Below are 17,919 nucleotides of genomic sequence, written 5' to 3' on the forward strand. Positions count from 1 at the left end.
TCCGGCAGGGGTGCTTTTTTGTTTCAAGGCGGTGAGCCGCCCGAGCCTTAAATGACGTTTAGCCTCAGGCCGCAAAACCATTGTTTTCGCTTTCGCTGAAAAGCTGAAATCTAGACATTGAACTCAATCAAAACGTCAGAGTCCTGAGGGAATTAAGTCAATGAAGATAGGTTTTGTGGGGCTGGGCAACGTTGGTGGAAAACTCAGCGGCAGCCTTTTGCGCAATGGTGTGGATCTCACGGTCCACGATCTCAATCCGGCCCTGGTTCAGGAATTTGTCGGTCGAGGCGCCAAAGCGGCCGAAAATGCCGCCCAGCTGATGCGTGACTGTGACGCCGTGATCACATGCCTTCCCTCACCTGCCGCCTCCGACGCTGTCATGCAGGAAATGCTGCCGTTCGTCACCGAAGGCAAGATCTGGATGGAAATGTCCACCACGGACCAGGAAGAAGTCCAGCGCTTGGGTGCCTCGGTGATTGAGCGCGGCGGTGCGGCGGTTGATTGCCCTGTGTCGGGTGGCTGTCACCGTGCGGATACCGGCAACATCGCGATCTTCGCCGGTTGCGACCGGGCGACTTTCGAACAGATCCTGCCGACACTCACCCTGATGGGGCGGCGGATCCTGCACACCGGTGATCTTGGGACCGCGTCTGTCTTGAAGGTCGTGACCAACTATCTGGCCACCGCCCACCTGCTTGCCAGCTGTGAAGCCCTGATCACATGCAAGGCGGCCGGGATGGATCTCAACACCGCCTATGAGGCAATCCGTATTTCCTCGGGCAACAGCTTCTCTCACGAGACAGAGAGCCAGGTGATCCTGAACGGATCGCGCGACATCTCCTTCACCATGGATCTGGTGAAGAAGGACATCGGCCTGTTCCAGAGCGTTGCGGATCGCGCGGGTGTTGCCCTCGACATCAATCCCGTGATGATCGACATCTTCAACGACGGGATCGAGCGCTACGGCGAACGGGAACTGTCACCCAACATCATCCGCCGCCTTGAAGACGCGACCGGACTACAGGTCCTCGCACCGGGCTTCCCCGCGGAAATGACCGACGACGAGCCGGAAGAGCCTGGCTACGAAGTGGTTCCGAAGGGCCGCTGACGCGGCCCTTCTCAGCATCAATTCGCGAAGGGCGGGCGAACCTTGAGTTCCTGATAATCCTCGAGCCCGAAAAGACCGCCCTCGCGACCGTTTCCGGAGCGTTTGAAGCCACCAAACGGCGATCCATAGTCCGCATTGCGGCCATTGATGTGGATACCGCCTGCGCGCAGGCGGCGCACGACCCGCTCGGCCCGCTCCGGATCCCCAGTCTGAATATAGGCTGCCAGACCATATTCCGTGTCATTGGCCATGCGAATGGCGTCCTCTTCGTCATCGAAGGGCATGATCACCAGAACCGGGCCAAAGATCTCTTCACGGACAATGCGCATCTCCGGGGTCACATCGACGAAGATCGTCGGCTTGACGAACCAGCCATCCTCAAGCCCTTCCGGCTTGCCAAGACCGCCAACCAGCACGCGTGCGCCTTCGTCGATCCCGCTCTGGATCATGGCCTGAACCCGGTCGTACTGGATCTTGTCGAACAACGGACCGATGTGATCGCCTTCCTTAGACGGATCACCCACTTCCTGAGCCTTGCCCGCCGCTTCCGCAAGAGCGATCGCTTGATCGTAGCAAGAGCGTTCGACGAGCATGCGTGTCGGCGCATCACAAGACTGGCCGGTGTTGTAGAAGCAAGTCGCGACGCCTTCAGCAACGCGTGTGGGCAGGTCGCTGTCGGCAAAGACGAGATTCGGTGATTTTCCGCCCAACTCCAATGTGACGCGTTTCACGGTTGCCGCAGAATCCTTGCTGACCAACGCACCTGCGCGGGTCGAGCCGGTGAAGGACATCATGGTCAGGTCAGGATGCTGGGACATGGCCGCGCCGACCGTTGGGCCATCGCCGTGAACCAGGTTGAAGACGCCAGCAGGATAACCGGCTTCATGAACGATCTCAGCGTAAATGGTGGCCGAAAGCGGTGTGTGCTCCGACGGCTTGAGGACGCAGGTCGCGCCAGCTGCTAGAGCCGGGATGACTTTCAGGGCGATCTGGTTGATCGGCCAGTTCCAGGGCGTGATCAAACCACACGGACCAATCGGCTCTCGGGTCAGAATGTCGCCGTTGGGCAGGGTCTCGCGCTCTTCCTGGCTTTTCAAGGCCGCGATGAAACCTTCAAGGTGACCGGCGCCACAATCTGCCTGGGATTCGCGGGACATGGTGATTGGCGCCCCCATTTCAGATGTGATCGCCTGAGCCAGATCTTCCATACGCGCGCGCGTGGCCTCAAGCAGCCGCTCTAGCAGCTCAAGCCGTTCGGCCTTGCTGGTCAGCGAGAATGTCTCGAACGCACGCGTCGCGGCGGCAACAGCCCGTTCGACATCTTCCGCATTGCCGAGCGTCAGGGTGCCGATCTGGCTGTTTGTCGCCGGGTTCATGATCGGCATTGTCGCGGTTGAGGCCGGATCGACCCACGCGCCGTCAATGTAAAACTTGTTCAGAGTCTTCATGTCTTTTCCTTTTGAATCTCGTCTTAACGGCATCAAGGCACGACTTGTTCCTGTGCCATTCCGAGATGCAACTCAGTGCCTGTGTAGGGATTTGCGGCGATCACATCGTCGTTCAACTCAATGCCCAGACCGGGCTCCGTGGGCGGAATGATGTACCCGTCCTCCCACTGGATTTGTGAAGACAAGACGGACATGTAGGCGCCGTCGAAGGTTCCAATGCTTTCCAGAATCAGGAAGTTGGGGCTGCAGGTGGCAATCTGGATGTTGGCCGCCGCAACAACCGGTCCGCAATAAAGGTGCGGTGCGATCTGCGCCTGCCGGGTTTCAGCCATGGATGCGATCTTCTTGGCCTCCAGGATCCCGCCGACACGTCCCAGGTTCATCTGGAGGATAGACGCGGCTCCGACCTCAAGAACCCTTGCAAATTCATGCTTGGTGCAGAGGCGCTCGCCTGCCGCGATGGGGATCGCCGTATAGTGTGCGATCTCGGCCATATCGGCTGGGTTTTCAGGTGTCGTCGGCTCTTCGAACCAGAGCGGATCATATTTCTCCAGCCGCCGCGCCATGCGCTTTGCCCCGGAAACCGTGAACTGGCCATGGGTGCCGAACAGAAGATCTGCCTTAGTTCCGACCGCTTCCCGGATGCGTTTGCAAAATTGTTCGCTGAGCTCAAGATCTTCAAGACGCGGCTGATGACCGTCAAAAATTGAATATGGACCCGCAGGATCGAATTTGACCGCGGTAAAGCCCTTGCCGACCATCTCCACAGCAACCTCGGCGGCCAGGTCCGGGTCATTGTAGACATTGGGCTTGTCCGGATCCGGGTAAACATCCCCTTCCGGCGGATAGAGGTAGGTGTAGCTGCGCAGCTTGTCGTGGACCTTGCCGCCAAGAAGCTCATAGACGGGCTTGTTCGCGGCCTTGCCGACGATGTCCCAGCAGGCCATCTCGAGCCCGCTTAGGACCCCCATGACGGTTACATCTGGCCGCTGGGTAAATCCCGCCCCGTAGGTACGCCGCCAGAGCTTCTCGATGTGGTGCGGATCATTGCCCGCAAACTGGCGCTCGAAGACATCCACGGCCATGGCCGCACAAAGATCGGGTCCGAAGGTTGCGTTGTAAATCTCACCGACGCCGGAAATGCCGCAAGCCGTTGTCAGCCGGACGAAAATGAAATAGCGGCCTCCATGTCGTGGCGGCGGGTTGCCGACAACGAAGGTTTCGATTTTTTCCAGTTTCATGGCGTTTCCAGTTTGGGGTTGTCAGGCTTGGCGCGAGCGCGCTGCCTGATCTTCTAGAATAAGATCTGCGGCCCTCATGGCCAACATGATCGTAGGCGCATTGGTGTTGCCCGAGGTCACATTCGGGAACGCTGAAGCGTCGACAACGCGCAGGCCCTGCGTGCCATGGACCTTGAGCCGGGCATCAAGGACCGAATCCGCTGCGTCACGCCCTATCCGACAGGTGCATGTCGGATGAAAATTGGTCAGGGCAGTTTCGCGGAAATTCTCAAGCAGGGCGGCATCATCCATTCTCGAGATATCCGGTTCTTTCGCGGATTGCGTAACCTGCGCGATGGCTGGCGCTCGCGCCAGGCTCTGAAGCAGTCTGCCTGCGCGGATCGCATCCCAGCGATCAAATTCTGTCGAGAGCGAATTGGGCTGGATCCGTGGAGCAGCTCCCGGATCATTTGACCGAATGGAGACTTCTCCCCGGCTCGTTGGCCGGCATGGCTGGACGCATAGAACAAAGCCGGATGCCCGATCGACCTCCGGCACGCCCTTGGCGCGGGTCGAGCTCGTGACAGGATTGCAGTAGACCTGCATGTTGGGCGCAATCTGGGTTTCATCGGACCGAATGAAGCCCCCGACCTGATTGGTCGGGACGCTCAATGGCCCCTTTCGCGTCAAAAGATACTGCAAGCCAACCATCATCCGGCCGAACTGAGTCCCCAGTCGGTCGTTCAGGGTAGGCCTGTTTGCAGCAAAATGGTGGGTGATGGCCAAATGGTCCTGCATGCCCTTGCCGACCTGCCCGAGGTTTTGAACCACGTCGATCCCGTGTGCCTTCAGGAGATCGGCTGGTCCGAGGCCGGAGAGCTGCAGCAGCTGCGGCGAATTCACGGCGCCCGCACTGACGATCACCTCGCCCTTGCAGGTTGCGACATGTTGCTGACCTCCGACGCAGTACTGGACACCGGTTGCCCGGGTTCCGGAAAACGTCAGCTTCTCGACAAGTGCGTTTTTGATGAGCTGAACGTTCCCGCGTTTCAGCGCCGGCCGCAAAAAAGCGTCGGCTGCCGAGTGCCGGAAACCGTTGCGCACAGTGCTGCGGAAATAGGACAGGCCCTCACAGGTGTCTTCGTTCATGTCAGCTGGCGTTTTCCAGCCAAGATCGCGGGCAGCATTCAAAAACGTTTCGGAAAAGGGATGCATCTGAGCGCTGAGATCGGAAACGCGCAGCGGCCCATCGCCTCTGGCACTTCCGCCTTCCCAATGATGTTCGACACGCTCATAGGTCTGCCTGACGGTGTCCCAGCCCCAGCCGGTTGCTCCGGCGGTTTCCCAGTCATCGAAGTCATGCTTGAGACCGCGCACATAGGCCATCGCGTTGATCGAGCTGGACCCGCCGACGACCCTGCCCCTGGGCCAGTAAGCTTCGCGGCCGTTCACGCCCTCATCCGGCTCGGCCGTGTAGCACCAGTTCACTTTCGGGTCGGAGAAGGTGAAGCCATAGCCAAGCGGAACCTTGATCCAGAACCTGGCGTCCGAGCCGCCAGCCTCGATGACAAGCACTCTCGTCCCCGGCGATCTGCTGAGACGGTCTGCCAGAACGCATCCGGCTGAACCGGCACCTACGACGATGTAGTCGAATTCCATGATCGTCCCGCTGACACCGAGTTTCTGAAAACCTCTTGGCGGCAGAAGGCAAAATTCGACACCCAAACACAAACAATGCTTTTGACTACTGAGGCTATAAATATTTTAAAGCTAAAGCAGCACGGGTCGGGATGGCCCCATGAGGATGGATTGGCATGTCACAGCTTCCGCACGTCACCTGGCTCCGGGCCTTCGAGTCGGCCGCCCGCAACAGCAGTTTTTCGGCGGCGGCTGAGGAATTGAACCTGACGCCCGCTGCTGTCAGTCAACAGATCAAGCTGTTGGAGCAGCATCTCGGCGCGCCACTCTTCCGGCGTATGGCACGCGGTGTAGCCCTGACTGATATGGGACACGCCTATGCACAGCCGATCCGCAAGGCTTTTTCGGAAATGCAGGACGCGACCAGCGAATTGTTCACCTCAAACGCCAAGCGGACGGTGCATGTGCGCGCATCGATCAGCTATGCGGCGCTTGTCCTTGCCCCGCTCTTGAAGGGGTTTCAGGACACGCATCCTGACATCGACATCAGGCTTACGACCGCAGTCTGGACCGATCGAATCGAAGACGACGCCATCGATGTTGAAATCCGTTTCGGTCACGGAGATTGGGCCGAGCAGGACATTCGTCATCTCGGCCACCGTTTCGCACAGCTGGTCTGTCACCCGGATTTTGCTGCATCGTTTGCCGGCGATCTGTCCTTCGAGGCCCTCGCCGCGCACGCGGTTCAGATCATCGGTTCTGAAGCGGATTGGAGCCTGATGGCGAGACATTTCGGGTTCGAAGGCATGCCGGAGATCGGCGGTACGAAAGTGGATTCATCGGTGATCGCACTGCAGATGGTTGCGGCGGGTTCCGGAGCTGCAATCGTGTCAGAGAGTTTCATCGAGAACTACCTCGCCCAAGGCGTTCTCGTCGCCCCCTTCGACCACAGGATTCCGCTGTCGCGCAGCTTTTTCATGATCGTTGATGACAGTGCGCAAAAGCGCCGTGAAGTGCTTCAGTTCTGTGATTGGCTGGCCGAACAGCATCGTGAAAAAACCATCTGACGGCTCATCCACAACCTGACGGTCACATCACCACCTCACGCGTTCCATAGGTAGCTAATTGATGGCAGGAACGCGTATCAACGCGTTCCACGTCACATTTCAGAGATTAATAATTTTCAGATCAATGCAAGTATTTCTACTGATCAAATTTCCTTTAAGTCATTCGGACGTCATTTTCTCATAGTCATATTTGACACCGATCAATTTTCGAGATCCAGTACTGGGTAATTATGAAGTGCGGGATTTGATACCGACGAATTTAGACTGAAAAGAAACCCGCTAAGCGTCACCTGGGAGGGATGCTTTATGAGCAAGTTTCAATTTCCGACTGCCTTCACGATCCTTTTTGCATTGATCGTTCTCGTTGCCGCCGCCACATGGATCATTCCCGCCGGGGAATATGACCGGACCTTCAGTGAGAGCCTTGGACGCGATGTTCCGGTTCCTGGCACCTATCACACCGTGGAAGGCGACCAGCAGGGCGTCATCGACGTCTTCATGGCGCCGATTGCAGGCCTCTACAATCCGGAAACCGGCCAAGCAAACGCCATCGATGTTGCCGTCTTCGTTCTGATCATCGGCGGCTTTTTGATGGTGGTGACCCATACGGGCGCAATAGACGCGGGCATCGCGAAGGTGATGACCGCCCTAAAAGGCCGGGAAAAATGGATGATCCCGATCCTCATGGCCTTTTTTGCGGCAGGCGGCACAATCTACGGAATGGCAGAGGAATCCCTCGCCTTTTACGCCTTGATCATTCCGGTGATGATCCGTGCCGGCTACGACAGCCTTACAGGCGTCGCGATCATCATGCTCGGTGCCGGCATTGGCACACTTGGCTCCACCATCAACCCCTTTGCGACAGTCATTGCGGCCAATGCTGCGGACATCGCCTTCACCGACGGCATTGCCGCGCGCGCGATCATCCTTGTTCTGGGCTGGTTGACCTGCGTGTTCTGGGTGATGCGCTACGCGGAGGCGGTCAAGGCGGATCCGGCTCACTCCCTTGTCGCTGACATGCGCGAAAAGAACCGCGCCCATTTTCTCAAAAGCGGCGACGAGGACGGCCTGCTGGACTTCACAGCCACTCACAAGATCGTCCTGACGATCTTCGTGCTGAGCTTTGCGCTGCTGATCTACGGCGTTTCCGTGCTCGGCTGGTGGATGGGCGAGATGTCGGCCCTGTTCCTAGCGGCTGCGATCCTTGTCGGTTTCGTGGCACGCATGGGCGAGCATGAGTTTGTCGACACATTCATTGACGGTGCGAAAGACCTTCTGGGTGTCGCCCTGATCATCGGCGTGGCGCGCGGAATCGTGGTCGTGATGGATGCGGGCAAGATCACCGACACGATCCTTTTCTGGTCGGAACAGGCGGTCAGCGGCCTCGGGACCATTGCCTTCATCAATGTGATGTTCTGGCTTGAGGTTGCGCTCTCGTTCTTCGTGCCGTCGTCCTCCGGTCTCGCGGTCCTGACCATGCCCATCATGGCGCCGCTCGCGGATTTCTCAAATGTCGCTCGCGACGTGGTTGTGACAGCCTATCAATCGGCCAATGGCCTGGTGAACCTGGTCAACCCGACCTTTGCGGTCGTCATGGGCGGCCTTGCCATAGGGCGCGTGCCTTACGACAAATGGCTGCGTTTCACTTGGCCCCTGCTCGCGATCCTCGCGGTGATGATCATGATCGTTCTCAGCGTTAGCGCCTGAGAGTGCGCCCGAGAACACACCTGCCACTTGATCAAACACAATGGAAATTGAAATTCACGGGCAATCGATGAACCAGCCAATCGGCATGCAAACATCTGCAAGCAGCGACGAGACCGCACCCCGGCGGTCCGGTCAGCTTGGCTTGATCGCCTGCATTGCCTTGGTGGTCGGCAACATGATCGGCTCCGGCATCTTCCTGCTGCCGGCGGCGCTGGCACCTTTCGGTGCAATTTCCGTCGCAGGTTGGGTGGTGACCTCGTTCGGCGCGATTGCCCTCGCACTGATCTTTGGCCGCCTAGCACGGCTGACCAGCCGGCCCGGCGGTCCCTATGCCTACACACGGGAAGCTTTCGGCGACTTTGCCGGGTTCCTGATAGCCTGGGGCTACTGGATCGCGCTTTGGTCCGGAAATGCGGCCGTAGCCGTCGCTTTTGTCGGATACATCGGCTACGTGGTTCCGGCGGTCGGCGAGAACAACCTTTACGGGCTGGGCGTTGCCCTAACCGCAATCTGGTTCCTGACAATGATCAACATCCGGGGGATCGAGGGCGCCGGCTTCGTTCAGGTGCTGACAACGGTCCTGAAGGTCCTGCCGCTGCTGGCGCTTGGTATTCTGGGATGGGCCTGGCTGGACACAAGCCACTTCACGCCAGTCAACACCTCTGAACTGTCTGACTATGCCGCTGTTTCCGCGACAGCTGCCCTGACCCTTTGGGCCTACCTCGGCCTGGAATCAGCGACGGTGCCGTCCGCCAACGTCTACCGGCCCGAAGTCACGATCCCTCGGGCGACGATCATCGGCGTGCTGTTTGCCGCCGTGATCTATATCTCCGTCACGGTGGTCGCCATCGGCGTCCTTCCCAAGGACCTTCTGGCGACCTCCTCTGCACCGCTCGCCGATGTCGCTATGGCCATGTGGGGGCCGGTCGGCGGCGTGCTGATTGCGCTGGGCGCGATCATTTCGACCTTCGGCACCTTGAACGGCTTCACACTCTTGTCCGGCCAGGTGCCCTATGGCGCTGCCCTCGACCGGGTCTTTCCGGAAGAATTTGCCAGCGTCAGTGATCGCGGCACGCCCGCCAATGCACTCGTGGTGTCGAACCTTTTGGCAAGCGCGCTCGTGATCATGAATTTTTCCAAGGGACTGGTGGAAGCCTTCACCTTCATCATCCTGCTCGCGACCATGGCAAGTCTGGTTCCCTATGCGTTTTGCGCCGTCGCCGAGATCATGATCCGGGTCGTGCGCGGACACAGTCTGAACGATCCAGGGCTGGCCGGCATCGTCGGACTTGGCGCGGTCGGTTTTCTCTATTCCATCTGGGCGGTCTACGGCTCGGGCGCGGACGTCGTGTTTTTCGGCTTCCTGCTGCTCCTCGCCGGCGTCCCGGTCCACGCCCTGATCCGCTGGCGACAAGCGCGCAACGACGCGTCTTCCAGCTCGAACAATCCTGCCATTGGAGATTGATATGACGGCGCTCGGTGTACATTCGGAAATCGGCAAGCTCAGAAAGGTCATGGTCTCCCGGCCATCTCTGGCTCATGAACGCCTGACACCGGGAAACTGTCACGACCTGCTCTTCGATGATGTGCTCTGGGTCCACAAGGCGCGGGTCGATCACGACGATTTCCGCCTGAAGATGAAAGCCCATGATGTCGAGGTCTTCGACATCCAGGACCTTCTGGCCGAAATGCTCGACAAGGTTCCCGAAGGCAGGCGTTTCGTGCTGGACCGGCGGATCACCGACAATCTGGTCGGGCCCGGCTTTGCCCGTGGCATGCGCCCCTGGCTGGACGAGCTGCCCGGCGAAAAGCTGGCCCGCCTGCTGATGGGCGGCATCACCCTTTATGATCTGCCGCAGGAAATGCAGACGCCCCTGGCCAAGCAGGCGATCGCGTCTACAGAATTCCTCCTGGACCCGATCCCGAACGCCCTGTTTCAACGCGATTCATCGTGCTGGATGTATGGCGGAGTCACGGTCAATCCGATGTTCTGGCCCGCCCGCAAGCCCGAAACGCTCTATCAGCGCGCGGTCTACAAGTTCCATCCGATGTTCACGGACGAAGACTTCCAGATCTGGTGGGGCGACAGCGATGAGGACTTCGGCCATGCCAGCATGGAAGGCGGCGACGTCATGCCGATCGGCAAGGGTGTCGTCCTGATCGGCATGGGCGAGCGCACCACGCGCCAGGCCGTGCAACAGGTTGCCGAAAATCTCTTTGCCAAGAAAGGCGCTGAACGGGTGATTGCCTGTGCCATGCCCAAGAGCCGCGCGGCCATGCACCTCGATACGGTGTTCTCCTGCCTTGATCACGACAAGGTCACGGCGTTCCGCGAGGTGGTCGACGAGATCACCTGCTACAGCCTACGTCCCGGTGACGACAATCAGGCCGTCGATGTTCGGCGCGAGGAAGCACATCTGTTTGATGTCTACAAGGAAGCGCTGGGCCTTGATGACCTGCATGTGATCGGCACGGGCGGCAACGAGTTCCAGGCCGAACGCGAGCAGTGGGACGACGGCAACAATGTGGTGGCGCTCGCACCCGGTGTGGTCGTCGGCTACGACCGCAACACCCATACCAACACACTTTTGCGCAAGGCCGGCATAGAGGTCATCACGATCTCCGGTTCCGAGCTCGGCCGGGGCCGTGGCGGCGGACATTGCATGACCTGCCCCATCGCACGCGATCCCGCATATTGATTTTCAGACAGGGCTTTCAAAAAGCCAACGGAGGATAAAATGGCGTTCAATCTCAAAGGTCGCAGTTATCTCAAGATCCTCGATTTCTCCCAGCGGGAGATGCTTTACCTGCTTGATCTCGCAAGGGATCTGAAGCGGGCAAAATATTCAGGCTCCGAGCAGCCGGTTCTGAACGGCAAGAACATCTGCCTGATCTTTGAAAAAACCTCAACACGTACGCGCTGCGCCTTCGAGGTTGCAGCCCACGATCAGGGCGCGCACATCACCTATCTGGATCCATCGGGATCCCAGATTGGCCACAAGGAGTCCATGAAGGACACGGCCCGTGTCCTCGGTCGCATGTTCGACGGCATCGAGTTTCGCGGTTCCGGCCAGAAGATGGTCGAAGAACTGGCAGAATTCAGCGGTGTGCCGATCTACAACGGACTGACGGACGACTGGCATCCGACCCAGATGCTGGCCGACATGCTCACCATGGTCGAGCACGCGGACAAGCCGCGCACGCAGATTTCCTACGCCTACCTCGGCGATGCGCGCTCCAACATGGGGCACTCGCTGATGATGCTCGGCGCGATCATGGGTTGCGATGTACGTATCGTTGCGCCCAAGGAGAACTGGCCAACCGAGGACCTGATCAAGACCGCTCAGGAAACCGCCGACACATATGGCGCGCGGCTGACGATCACCGAGGACGTTGCCGAAGGCACCAAGGGCGTTGATTTCATCCACACGGATGTCTGGGTTTCCATGGGCGAGCCCGCCGATGTTTGGGAAACCCGGATCAAGCTGCTGACTCCCTATCAGGTCAACATGGACGTCATGAAAGGCACCGGCAACCCGAACGTCAAGTTCATGCACTGCCTGCCCGCTTTCCATAACCGGGACACGAAGGTCGGTGAGGACATCTTCCAGAAGTTCGGAATTTCCGAGATGGAAGTGACGGAGGAAGTGTTTGAATCGCACATGAATGTCGCGTTCGAGCAGGCTGAAAACCGCATGCACACGATCAAGGCCATTCTGGTCGCGACGCTGGGGAATTGACCATGAGGATCGTGGTCGCCCTTGGAGGCAACGCGCTTTTGCGCCGGGGTCAGGAGATGACCGCGGCCAACCAGCGTGAGAACGCGCGCACCGCCGCCGAAGCGCTTGCGCCCATCGGTGCGGCGGAAGAACTGGTGGTCACCCACGGCAACGGGCCCCAGGTCGGACTTCTGGCCCTTCAGGAAGCCGCCTACACGGAAGTCGAGGAATATCCGCTCGACGTTCTTGGCGCAGAGACCGAAGGCATGATCGGCTACATGATCGAGCAGGAGCTCGGCAATCTTCTGCCGATCGAAAAGCCTTTGGCAACGCTTTTGACCATGGTCGAGGTCGACCCGAAAGATTCCGCCTTTCAGGATCCGACCAAATTCATCGGCCCCGTCTACGACAAGGAAACCATCGACAAGATGGCCGCGGAAAAAGGCTGGAGCGTAAAGCCGGACGGCGACAAATGGCGCCGTGTGGTCCCCTCGCCCTTGCCCAAGCGGATTTTCCAGGTCCGCCCGATCCGCTGGCTGCTTTCGGAAGGCACGATCGTCATTGCCGCCGGCGGCGGCGGAATTCCGACCATGTATGGATCGGATGGCAAGCTGACCGGGGTTGAATGCGTGATCGACAAGGACCGCTGTTCGGCGCTCCTGGCAAAAGACATTGAAGCCGATGTCTTTGTCATGGCCACGGATGCGGATGCTGTCTATCTGGACTGGGGCACTGCAGATCAAAAGGCGATCCAGCGCGCAACGCCAGATGCCATGGATGCCTTTGATTTCCCGGCCGGTTCCATGGGGCCGAAGGTTGAGGCAGCACAGGATTTTGCGAGGGCCACCGGCGAGAAGTGCATCATCTGCGCCCTTGCAGATGTGGCGGATGCCATTGCCGGCACCAAGGGAACAACCATCGCCGTGGACGCTGGAGAGATCGCCTACCACGGCTGATTGCATTTCTGGCCCAAAGCGGGGCCAGATCGAGTTAAGCTACTCCTGAGGCTCGCGCCCATTGGGCATCAGCGAGCGCCGGAGAAAGAGGGGAAAGCGATGCTGGTATCCCATACCCGGATTGTCGATATTGTCGGCGACATCATCCGGATCAAGGTTTCTGCGGATCGGAAGGCCAGCGAGGGTCGGCCCTGTCTCGGCGATCTCGCCCTTGTGGAGACCGGGGACGGCTCAACGTCTCTTGCCCAGGTCATCAGCATCGACCGCGACATGGTCTCGCTTCAGGTCAACTCCGGCACCAAGGGACTGGCCAACAACGCGTCGGTCAGGTTCCTCGGAGAAGCAGCCAAGGTGACCTATTCCGACAATATTCTCGGCCGGGTCTTCGATGGCGCCGGCCAGCCGATCGACCGCGGCCCTGGTCTTTCCGGTGATCCAACAGTGCCAATTGGCGGGCCTTCGGCCAATCCGATGAAGCGTGTTCTAGCCTCGCGCATGATCCGCACCGATGTTCCCATGATCGATATCTTCAACTGTCTTGTTGAAAGCCAGAAGATCCCGATCTTCTCCGTTTCCGGGGAACCCTATAACGCCTTTCTCGCGCGGATCGGGATCCAGGCCGATGCCGACATTGTCATCTTCGGCGGGCTTGGGCTGATCTTCGACGACTACGCCTTCTTCCGAAAGCAGTTCGAGGACGCCGGCGTTTTCCCCAGAACCGTCATGTTCGTCAATCAGGCCTCCGATCCTGTGGTCGAACGCCTGCAGGTGCCGGACATGGCGCTGGCAGTGGCTGAAAAATTCGCGGTCGAGGAAGGCAAGCGCGTCCTTGTGTTGATGACCGACATGACCGCCTTTGCTGACGCCTTGAAGGAAGTCTCGATCGCCATGGAGCGGGTTCCCGCAAACCGCGGCTACCCCGGCGATCTCTATTCGCAGCTGGCACGCCGTTATGAAAAAGCCTGTGATTTCAGAGGCTCCGGTTCTGTGACGATCCTGACCGTCACGACCATGCCGGGCAACGATCTGACCCATCCGGTGCCCGACAACACCGGCTATATCACCGAGGGGCAGTTCTATCTGCACAGTGGCGTCCTGGATCCATTCGGGTCGCTCTCACGCCTCAAGCAGCATGTCATCGGCAAGGTCACCCGCGAAGACCACAATCAGATCATGAACACGATGATCCGCCTCTATTCCGGTGCCCGGGACGCCGAACAGAAGCAGTCGATGGCGTTTGAGCTGTCCGACTATGACCATCAGCTCCTGAAATTCGGTACCTTGTTCCGAGAGCGCTTCATGGATATTGACGTTTCGATGCCGCTGGAGGAAGCGCTCGACCTTTGCTGGCAAACACTGGCGGAGTGTTTCGAGCCGGGCCAGCTGCTAATGAAACAGGGTCTGATCGATACCTATTTCCCCAAGACGGGATCGCAAAAAACAGATCTCAAAACCACGGAACCGCCTGAGGAAGCAGCCTGATGGCAAAGCTTGCGCTCAACAAGTCCTCTTTGGCCCGCGAGACGTCGCAGCTCGCCGAGTTCCGGCGTTTTCTGCCGTCGCTTGAGCTCAAGCGGTTGCAGATGATGGCCGAGCGCGCGAAGGCAAAGGAGGCCGTTGCACGGCTCGACAAGGAATACTCTCAGCTCTTCAGCCAGATTGCCGACAGCATTCCCATGCTGGCCAATGAACAGGTTCCCCTCGATGGCCTGATTAGCCTCCAGAACGTGGAGCGCGGCAGTCAGAACCTGTCAGGCACGATCCTGCCAACGCTTGGTGAGGTTGAAATCGAGACAGCGCCTTACTCGCGCCTTGCACGGCCGCATTGGGTCGATCCAGTGGTCAAGGCCCTGAAGGACCTCGTCACCTTCAACTTGAAGCGCGACGTGGCGCGCGAGAGGCTGGACCTGCTGATCGAGGCGGAGGCGGTCATCTCGCGCAGGGTCAACCTGTTCGAGAAGGTCCTGATCCCCCAGGCTGAGAAGAACATCAAGAAAATCCGCATGGCCATGGCCGACGCGGAACGCGATGCCGTCGTGCGCGCCAAGATCTCGAAGCGCAAGACCGCCGCACGGGCCGCCGAAGAAAGGATGGCCGAGCTATGACCATCACGGCGCTTAAAAAGGTCAGCCTGATCGGCATCCTGGAGGACAAGGAGCAGGTTCTGGAGGCGACGCAGGCCTTTGGTCGCTTCCACCTTATTCCGCTGACGCCAGCACAGCGGGATCTGGAGGCGATTCCAAGCGGTACAGGCCGTGAAGCGGTTGAAGCGCTCCGGTGGCTTACTGACGCGCCGGCACAGCGCCGGCCAACCACTGATCCCGACGACTTCGACCTTCCTCAGATTGTCGAGCAAACGCTGCTCAACAAGTCCAATTTCAAGGCCTGCGAGGACAAGCGCGCGAAGCTGGTTCGCCGGATCAAGGACGTGCGGCCCTGGGGGCAGTTTGATTTCGCTGATTTGTCGGAAATCGGCGACTACCGGCTCTGGTTCTATGTGGTCCCGACCGCCAAGCTTAAGGCCATCGATCCGTCCGACAAGATCATGGAAATCGTTCATCAGGACAAGTACCGCGCCTATGTGGTGTTGCTGGATCCTGACGAGCCACCGCTTGATGCGATGCCCGTGCCGCGCGTTCATGTGGGCGAGGTGTCGCTTTTAGAGCTGGAACACCGGCTGGAGCAAACTGAAGTCCGCCTTGAAGGCCTGGAACTGGAACGCCATGCACTGACAAAATGGCGCGGCCTTTTGGATCAGCATCTGGCAGATGCCCGGGATCGGGCCGCACGCGGACGCGCGGCTCTGGAGACGGCAGACGACGAACGCATTTTTGTCCTGCAGGCCTGGGCTCCCTCAGCTGAAGAAGCCGACATCAGCTCGCTTTGTAAGCAACTTGGCATTGCCGCCCATATCGAGGACCCGGCGGAGGACGACTACCCGCCAACGCTTCTCGCAAACCCGCCCTCTCTCGCGGCAGGCGAAGATCTGGTCCAATTTTATCAGACGCCCGGCTACCGGGACTGGGACCCGTCGATCATCGTCTATCTGTCCTTCATCCTCTTCTTCGGCATGATCATGACCGACGCCGGCTACGGCTTGCTGCTGCTTGGCGCGCTCTATCTGTTTAAAAAGCGCTTCGGCACATCTCCTGGAGCTCTGCGGATGTGGACCATGTCCGTGTGGTTGATGGTCTCGACCACGGCGTTCGGCGTGCTCACCGGTAGCTATTTCGGCATTTCACCGCCGCCAGGCAGCCTGCTGGCGCAGCTGAAGGTCATGCAGCTGGACGATGTCGACACCATGATGAAGATCACGCTCACGATCGGCGTCGTTCACATCACGCTGGCCAATGTGGTGCGCGCCCTTCACGGCAGCAGCATGAGCGACCGCGCGGTTCCGATCGGATGGTCCCTTGTCGCCATCGGCGGCCTTTGCACATTCCTCGGAGCCGAAACGCTGTTCGCGACGCTCGGCCCGGTCATGATCGTTGCGGGCCTGCTTTGCGTCGGTTTTTTCGCAAGCGACCGCAAGGTGGACTCGATCAAGAGTGCGGGGCTTCGGCTGTTCGATGCCTTTGCCGGGCTGGCGAGAATCGTCAACATTTTCTCCGATGTGCTTAGCTACATGCGTCTTTTCGCACTCGGATTGGCGGCGGCTTCTTTGGCATCAACCATCAACGATCTCTCGGGTCAACTGCTGCACGCAGTGCCCGGCATCGGCCTCCTGATCGCGATCATGGTGCTGGCCGTTGGCCATGCCATCAACATAGGCCTCGGGCTGATTGCGGGCGTCGTCCATGGCCTGAGGCTGAATGTCATCGAATTTTTCAACTGGGGTTTGAAGGATGAGGGCACGCCCTTCCGTCCGTTCAAGAAAGAGGAGTCAGGCTTGTGAACGAATTCGTACTCGCCCTTGGATGGTTCGGGCTATACGCACCGGTCGCCCTGGGAGCCATCGGAAGCGCCTGGGGTTGTGCCCTGGGCGGCAGCGCCGCAATCGGTGCGATGCTCGATACGGATGGCGGCTATGGCCGGTTCATCGGCGTCTCGCTGATGCCGTCCTCGCAGGTGATCTACGGCATCGTCATCATGTTCACCCTGCAGCATGACGCCATGACGGCGGAAATCGGTGCAGCCACATTCGGCATCGGGATTCTCTCCGGCTTTGCCTTGCTTTTCACCGGCGTGCGCCAGGGCGAGGTTCTCGCCTCGGCCATTCACGCCTCCAAGGCCAAGCCCGAGATTTTCGGCGTTTCGCTTGCGCCGGCGGCAGTGCTGGAAGGCTTTTCAGTCTTCGCCTTGGTGTTCGCCCTGGTTCTTGCCGGATCCATACCCGGCTAGGAGGCCCTGATGACCCAGCAAGACAAGCTGACAGCCGCAGAAAATCCGGCAGGTGCCGGCGTCCAGGCCCTGATCGACCGCCTCAAGAGCGAGGGCATTTCGGCAGGCCAGGCCGAGGCGGACGCCCTTTTGGCCAACGCGGAAGCCAAGGCGCATGACATCGTCGCGCGCGCGGAAGCCGAAGCGAACGCAATCCTGACGAAGGCGCGGACCGAGGCGGAAAAGGAGCAGGCCGCCACCCGCGACAGTCTGCAGATCGCGGCACGCGATCTTGTGCTCAATCTACGCAATGAACTCGAAAGCCGAATACAGGACGAAGCAGGACGCCTCGTATCCTCGACCCTCAGCGATGAGGCCTTTCTGCAAAAGCTCATTATCGCCATGGCCGGAAAGGCGCACGAAGCGGCGGCCATCGGCGCGCACGACAAGATCGAGATCAGCCTGCCTGATCGCATCGTGACGTTCGAGGAGCTGAAGCAGTCGCCAGAAGCGGTGGAGCCCGGCACCCTCACCCATTTCGCCATCGCGCTGGCCGGTGACGTGCTGCGCAAGGGCGTAACTTTTTCCAGCGCGCCCGGCTTTGACGGGATCAAGATCAAGGTTCAGGACCGGGACGTCAGCATCGATCTGACCACGGAAGCGATTGCCTCGCTTCTGACCCAGCACCTGCAACCGCGTCTGCGCGCGATCATGGAAGGGGTTCTTCGCTAAGCCC

15 protein-coding genes are annotated in these 17,919 nt (G+C 59.4%); 12 read left to right on the top strand and 3 right to left on the bottom strand.

The genetic code is table 11. The annotated features are described in order from the left end of the window. Positions 1-160 precede the first annotated feature (160 nt). Positions 161-1,108 (top strand): NAD(P)-dependent oxidoreductase, encoded by a 948-nt coding sequence (locus tag IG617_RS20745; RefSeq protein WP_192111156.1) that lies wholly within the window; start codon positions 161-163, stop codon positions 1,106-1,108. 17 nt (positions 1,109-1,125) lie between these two features. On the opposite strand, the gene IG617_RS20750 is transcribed toward IG617_RS20745, so the two are convergent. The 3 genes from IG617_RS20750 to IG617_RS20760 are packed head-to-tail and all read right to left on the bottom strand — an operon-like array spanning position 1,126 to position 5,435. Beyond that, positions 1,126-2,556: an aldehyde dehydrogenase family protein gene (locus IG617_RS20750; RefSeq protein WP_192111157.1), complete on the bottom strand. Its 1,431-nt coding sequence runs from the start codon at positions 2,554-2,556 to the stop codon at positions 1,126-1,128. A 32-nt stretch (positions 2,557-2,588) separates the two neighbouring features. After that, on the bottom strand, positions 2,589-3,797 hold the full coding sequence (locus tag IG617_RS20755; RefSeq protein WP_192111158.1) for a mandelate racemase/muconate lactonizing enzyme family protein: 1,209 nt from the start codon (positions 3,795-3,797) through the stop codon (positions 2,589-2,591). Between the two features lie 21 nt (positions 3,798-3,818). Continuing rightward, entirely contained in the window at positions 3,819-5,435 is a 1,617-nt protein-coding gene (locus IG617_RS20760) for a GMC family oxidoreductase (protein WP_192111160.1), read from the bottom strand. Positions 5,436-5,590: 155 nt separating this feature from the next. Between IG617_RS20760 and IG617_RS20765 the strand changes: the two genes are divergently transcribed. The 11 genes from IG617_RS20765 (at position 5,591) to IG617_RS20815 (ending at position 17,915) form a co-directional block, all read left to right on the top strand. Further along, positions 5,591-6,481 carry a LysR substrate-binding domain-containing protein gene (locus IG617_RS20765; protein ID WP_192111161.1) on the top strand — a complete coding sequence of 297 codons (891 nt, stop codon included), beginning with the start codon at positions 5,591-5,593 and terminating at the stop codon, positions 6,479-6,481. A gap of 306 nt (positions 6,482-6,787) precedes the next feature. Further along, complete coding sequence (locus IG617_RS20770; RefSeq protein WP_192111162.1) at positions 6,788-8,188, top strand: YfcC family protein; 1,401 nt, start codon at positions 6,788-6,790, stop codon at positions 8,186-8,188. Positions 8,189-8,228: 40 nt separating this feature from the next. After that, complete coding sequence (locus IG617_RS20775) at positions 8,229-9,653, top strand: amino acid permease (RefSeq protein WP_209008668.1); 1,425 nt, start codon at positions 8,229-8,231, stop codon at positions 9,651-9,653. 1 nt (position 9,654) lies between these two features. Further along, positions 9,655-10,887, top strand: coding sequence for an arginine deiminase (gene arcA / locus IG617_RS20780; protein ID WP_192111163.1), 1,233 nt, complete (start codon positions 9,655-9,657; stop codon positions 10,885-10,887). Between the two features lie 39 nt (positions 10,888-10,926). Continuing rightward, positions 10,927-11,928: an ornithine carbamoyltransferase gene (gene argF, locus IG617_RS20785; protein ID WP_192111164.1), complete on the top strand. Its 1,002-nt coding sequence runs from the start codon at positions 10,927-10,929 to the stop codon at positions 11,926-11,928. 2 nt (positions 11,929-11,930) lie between these two features. Next, entirely contained in the window at positions 11,931-12,863 is a 933-nt protein-coding gene (gene arcC / locus IG617_RS20790; protein ID WP_192111165.1) for a carbamate kinase, read from the top strand. Between the two features lie 99 nt (positions 12,864-12,962). Further along, entirely contained in the window at positions 12,963-14,345 is a 1,383-nt protein-coding gene (locus IG617_RS20795) for a V-type ATP synthase subunit B (RefSeq protein WP_192111166.1), read from the top strand. Further along, entirely contained in the window at positions 14,345-14,968 is a 624-nt protein-coding gene (locus IG617_RS20800) for a V-type ATP synthase subunit D (protein WP_192111167.1), read from the top strand. The genes IG617_RS20795 and IG617_RS20800 overlap by 1 nt, the downstream gene beginning before the upstream one ends. Next, positions 14,965-16,758 carry a V-type ATP synthase subunit I gene (locus IG617_RS20805; protein WP_192111168.1) on the top strand — a complete coding sequence of 598 codons (1,794 nt, stop codon included), beginning with the start codon at positions 14,965-14,967 and terminating at the stop codon, positions 16,756-16,758. The genes IG617_RS20800 and IG617_RS20805 overlap by 4 nt, the downstream gene beginning before the upstream one ends. Continuing rightward, complete coding sequence (locus IG617_RS20810; RefSeq protein ID WP_153769282.1) at positions 16,755-17,204, top strand: ATP synthase subunit C; 450 nt, start codon at positions 16,755-16,757, stop codon at positions 17,202-17,204. Before IG617_RS20805 ends, IG617_RS20810 begins: the two co-directional genes overlap by 4 nt. Before the next feature lie 9 nt (positions 17,205-17,213). Next, positions 17,214-17,915, top strand: a complete 702-nt coding sequence (locus IG617_RS20815) for a hypothetical protein (RefSeq protein WP_192111169.1) — start codon at positions 17,214-17,216, stop codon at positions 17,913-17,915. The last annotated feature ends 4 nt before the right edge of the window (positions 17,916-17,919 follow it).

The organism is Roseibium polysiphoniae, assembly GCF_014842925.1.
Lineage (GTDB): Bacteria > Pseudomonadota > Alphaproteobacteria > Rhizobiales > Stappiaceae > Roseibium > Roseibium polysiphoniae.